Here is a 5,066-nt window from a genome sequence, read left to right as displayed (position 1 = left end):
AGAACCATCGTTCTGCCGGCTTTCTCTTTAGCTCAAAAGACCTGATTAATTGGCAACGATTTTGCCGTCTTCCCATTTATAGACCACGAAGGTCGGGGAAGTCAGATCGCCGTTTTTGTCATAAGTCAGGTTACCGATAATGGTTTTGGCTTCCAGACCGTCATGCAGAGCCTTGGCAACGGCTGCCGGATCATCGGCTTTACCGACTTTCTCGATACCGTCTTTCAGCACCTGAACAGCAGCATAACCATTCAGTGTGAACACTTCCGGCGCAATATTCTTGGCCTTCAGCGCGTCCACAGCTTCAGCAGCAGCAGGGTTCTGCGTCACATCAACAGCATTGGTGAAGAGTGTGCCTGCACCGGTTTCACCGGCAATCGCCCAATATTCAGTGTTGGACAGGCCTTCACCACCGATCAGCAACAGTTTCACGCCCTGATCCGAAAGCTGTCGGGACAGAAGACCGGCTTCCGGATGATAACCACCGAAATACAGCACTTCCACGCCGCTGTTTTTGATCTTGCTCACCAGTGCGCTGAGATCTTTTTCACCCGGTGTCAGGGATTCATACAGAACCTCTTTCACACCGGCCTTGTTCAGGCTGTCTTTGAAGCTGTCTGCAAGACCCTGACCGTAAGGGGCTTTATCGTGCAGAACGCCGACCTTTTTGTCAGCCAGATTTTTCGCCACATATTCAGCAGCAACAACGGCCTGCTGGTCGTCACGACCGCAGGTACGGAAAACATTTTCCAGACCGCGATTTGTCAGGTTAGGTGAAGTTGCTGTCGGTGTTACCATAACCACACCGGCTTCAGCCAGCGCATCGGAAACGGCCATTGCCGAACCGGAGGTTACAGGACCAACAACAAATTTAACGCCGTCACCGATCAGTTGGTTGGCGCCGGAAACACCCTGTTTCGGATCTGCCGCATCATCAACAAGCTTCAGAACGACTTTCTCACCAAGAATACCGCCGTTTTTATTGATATTTTCTACAGCGGTTTCGGCACCGTTTTTCACCTGAATACCATAGGCAGCCACGCTGCCGGTAACCGGTGCGATCAAACCAATGGTGATATCAGCCTGAGCCTGGGAAGCAAACGCAAGTGTTGCAGCAAAGGCTACTCCGGATAATAAAGACAGACGCATTTCTTCCTCCAATACAGTCCCCAATGGGACAGTTAAAACATAAGCCCCGTATGCGCTTAAAGTTGCGCACCGGTTCAACCTCGCCCCCCGCCTGTCCCAATAACTGGTCAGACACTCAGTCTTCTTTCTCCAGCATCTCCTTCACAGCGGTTGCCAGCTGCTTCAAAGAGAACGGCTTCGGAAGGAACCCGAATTGAGCATCTTCAGGCAGATTCTTTGCAAAAGCATCTTCAGCATAGCCTGAAACGAAAATAAACTTAATGTTTGGATAGGATTTGCGCAACTCTCTTAACAGCGTAGGACCATCCATTTCCGGCATAACCACATCGGAAACGATAATATCGACCTTGCCTTCCAGTTCTTCCAGCACTTCCAGCGCTTCAACGCCGGACGAAGCTTCATGAACTGTGTAACCTCTGGTCTGCAATGCGCGGACACCGCCCATACGCACCGCATCCTCATCCTCAACCAGCAACACGGTTGCGGAACCGGACAGATCGGCCTGTTTTTCTGCTTTCTTTTCAACGACAGCAGGCTTTTTGGCGACCACAGCCTGCTCATCAGGCTGACCATTGGCATCCAGTACAACCGGTGCTTTTTCTTCAATGAAACGCGGCAGATAGATACGGAAGACCGTGCCTTTACCCAGTGTCGAGTCACAGAAGATGAAGCCGCCGGTCTGTTTGATAATGCCATAGACCATCGAGAGACCGAGACCTGTGCCCTTGCCTACTTCTTTAGTCGTAAAGAACGGTTCGAAAATCTTGGCAAGAATATCCGACGGAATACCTGTGCCCGAATCTTCAACTTCATAGAGCACATAATCGGCCTGCGGCAATTCGCGATAGCCAAGCGCAACGGTCTCGGCTTCTTCAACATTGCGGGTGCGGATTGTAATCGTACCACCATCCGGCATCGCATCACGGGCATTGACCACGAGATTCACGGCAACCTGCTCAAACTGACCAAGATCAGCTTTCACCGGCCACAGATCACGGCCATGTTCAATTTTCAGGGCAATATCCGTACCGACAAGACGTGCCAGCAACATACGCAGATCAGCCAGAACATCGGTGAGATCAAGCACTTCAGGACGCAAGGTCTGACGGCGCGAGAAAGCCAGCAACTGGCGCACAAGCGAGGCGGCACGGTTGGCATTCTGCTTGATATTCATAATATCAGGGAATGACGGGTCAGACGCGCGGTGATTGCTCAGCAGCAAATCCGACGACATGATAATGGCAGTGAGTACGTTGTTGAAGTCATGGGCAATACCGCCTGCAAGCTGGCCGACAGCCTGCATTTTCTGGCTCTGCGCCATCTGGCCTTCCAGCGCCTTCTGCTCTGTGGTCTCCACCGCAGAAACAATCGCGGCTTCTTCTATCGCCTCGCCACCGATGTCAGACACCGGACTGACATAGAAACGGATATGGCGTTCATCATTGCCCGGCAGAACCGTATCAATCGGCGAGATCGTTGCCTGCCCCGCAAAAGCGGAGGCCAGCGCACGGGAAATCGTCTCACGGTCACGCGGATGCACCACGCTTTCCAGAGAAATCTGTTTATCCAGCGTATCGCGATCCACATCAGAACCGAAAATATCCAGAAAACGTGCATTAGTCGAAAGAATACGGCCATTCACATCCACCGAAGCAATTGCCATCGGTGCGGAATTGAAGAAGCGGGTAAAGCGCACTTCGGCGGAACGCTGCGCAGCGGAGGAATCATTGCCCTCGGCGCGGTTCAGCACAATGGTGCGGCTGGTGCCGCGCGAACCGTCACGCGGCTGCTGCACACGGTGATAAAAGCGCACAGCAAGGCTCTGGCCGTTGCTTTTTGTCAGATCAAGATCAATCACCGTATTGCGGCTGGAGCCCGGATCGGCACGAACCGCATTAATCAGCGACATACCGTTACCGGCAACAATATCCTGCAAGGTCAGCGAACCGGCGGTGAATTTGGTGAGATCAATCCCCAGCCACTCAGCCAGCGTGGCATTGATATAAATGATGCGACCTTGCGCATCGGCCGAGAAAAATCCGGCAGGCGCGTGATCCAGATGGTCGATCGCTTCCTGCAAATCCTGAAAAAACCGCTCCTGTTCAGCACGCTCTTCCGAAATATCGGTAATCTGCCATGCAAACAAAGGTCCTGCGGTCTCGCTGAGCGGGTTGGTCTGCGGCGCAATCACCGGCCGTGCTTTCACACGATACCATGCCGCAGCTTCCATCCCCTTCGGCGAGGCACCGGTGAGACGGATTTCTTCCTGTGCCGCCAGACCGTCACGCACAGCATTATTCAGACGGTAAACCGCTTCAAGCGCCGAAGGTTCACCGGCCAGTACGGCATCAAGCGTCGGCAATTCTGCCGCATTATCCGCACCCATCATCTGCGCATAGGCCTGATTGGCATAGACAATATGCCCTTTGGCATCGGTGATTACCGTACCTTCAGGCATGGAATCCAGCAGCGTATCAACCACATCGTCATGATCTTCACGCGGGCTGAACTGGATCAGGCCGGTTGCCCAGCCGATCAGGCAGAAAACACCCATGATCGACAGCAGACCGAGCAGGATCAGCAAAAAGGCATCACCCAATTGTTCACGGAACACAAAATATAACCCCGCTACGGCAATCAGCAGAATACCCAGCGTGAGCAATCTGAGTGCAGCGGGATTTTTCTTGGCAGAAGCGGTGGTTTTCGGAAAAGAATGCGTCCGTGATGGCTGAGACATAAGCCCCATTATCCCTTTTCTTGCGCCGTAACATCGGCGGTTCAGCAGATCCGTCGCTGATGCGTCGTCCGCAATTTCGGGCATCGGCCTATCGGATCAGGCTTGTGATATCAGGCCTGAACAATTCTGATAAAGCGTAGCCTTATGAGGTTTTTCAGAATTATGCTTTAGAGTATTTCACAGTCAAATGGAATTATCTCATAGTGCCATTATTGCCTGCACAGTCTTCACAAGCCATTAATTGCGGACTGTTTTCTTGTTAAATTGCGCAATTTACAGACATAGAGCATTTCCGGTTTTGATTGAAACAGAGAAAATGCTCTATCTTTTAGCTTGACGCATTCCCTGCCGCAAAACCGGTTCCCACTTTTGCTGGTAATGCTTTAAATACTAATTATGACAGGCGTCAGTCACGGGCATTTTCAAGCCGATAAATATGTTTTAAAGTTTCATTCAGCTTAAAGATTTACTTTCCGGGCAATATGCGTTTTTACAAATGCAGATTATGTTCCGATTTTTTACAGGATACCGGTTTCAAGCGCCCGTTACGGCCTGAAAACCGTGTTGAAAAACAAGCCGATTATGCAATTTGTCTGATTATGCGTTTATGAAACGCTGCAGAAATTGCATGATTCTTATAAGGACGATTAAATATGATGGATTGGCTGAGCGGGCTGGTGGGCGAGAATACAGCTCATATAATCAGCTTTATCGGGCTTTTTGCACTGTTTCTGGCAGGTGTTTTTGTTGTTTTTGCTGCTATCAAGCGCATGACAGCCGGAACCTATGTGACCAAAAACCATGATGCGGCTCCGCGCCTGACCGTAACAGATGCCGCCGCCGTTGACGGCCAGCGCCGCCTCGTTCTGGTGCGCCGCGATGATGTGGAGCACCTGATCCTGATCGGCGGACCATCCGATATTGTGATTGAGCAGAATATTACCCGCCATCAACGCAATCAGCCTGAACAGGCAACGCCCCGCGCCCGTCCGCAGGAAGAACTGGCACCGGTTGCTCCGGTTACCGCAACAATCGTTGCTGCACCTGCTGCCCCGCAAATCGCTGCGGCGATTGCAACACCGGAACTCAATATTGCACCGGCTGATATTATCTCAGCCGTACCAGCCTATAAGCCGGAAACAGAAACCGCACCTGCACAACAGCCTCGCCCTGCGGCGAC

The 5,066-nt window shown here is 51.8% G+C and carries 3 protein-coding genes; 1 reads left to right on the top strand and 2 read right to left on the bottom strand.

What is annotated here, in order from left to right; genetic code table 11:
• Window positions 1–45: 45 nt before the first annotated feature.
• Together A918_RS0102065 and cckA are read right to left on the bottom strand one after the other, a co-directional pair.
• A complete protein-coding gene (locus tag A918_RS0102065; protein WP_022709445.1) occupies window positions 46–1,149 on the bottom strand; it encodes a branched-chain amino acid ABC transporter substrate-binding protein in 1,104 nt (367 codons plus the stop codon).
• Between the two features lie 115 nt (window positions 1,150–1,264).
• Window positions 1,265–3,886: a cell cycle histidine kinase CckA gene (cckA, locus tag A918_RS0102060; RefSeq protein WP_022709444.1), complete on the bottom strand. Its 2,622-nt coding sequence runs from the start codon at window positions 3,884–3,886 to the stop codon at window positions 1,265–1,267.
• Between the two features lie 653 nt (window positions 3,887–4,539).
• Here cckA and A918_RS21655 point away from each other — a divergent pair.
• Window positions 4,540–5,066, top strand: a 527-nt coding sequence (locus tag A918_RS21655; RefSeq protein WP_022709442.1) for a flagellar biosynthetic protein FliO, incomplete at its 3' end; no start/stop codon positions are given.

Source organism: Pseudochrobactrum sp. AO18b (assembly GCF_000409565.1).
Lineage (GTDB): Bacteria > Pseudomonadota > Alphaproteobacteria > Rhizobiales > Rhizobiaceae > Pseudochrobactrum > Pseudochrobactrum saccharolyticum.
This window is presented reverse-complemented; position numbering and strand designations above follow the sequence as displayed.

Coding starts and splice junctions, on each gene's coding strand:
- A918_RS0102065 (WP_022709445.1), bottom strand. CDS start 1,149: ATGCGTCTGTCTTTATTATCCGGAGTAGCCTTTGCTGCAACACTTGCG.
- cckA (WP_022709444.1), bottom strand. CDS start 3,886: ATGTCTCAGCCATCACGGACGCATTCTTTTCCGAAAACCACCGCTTCT.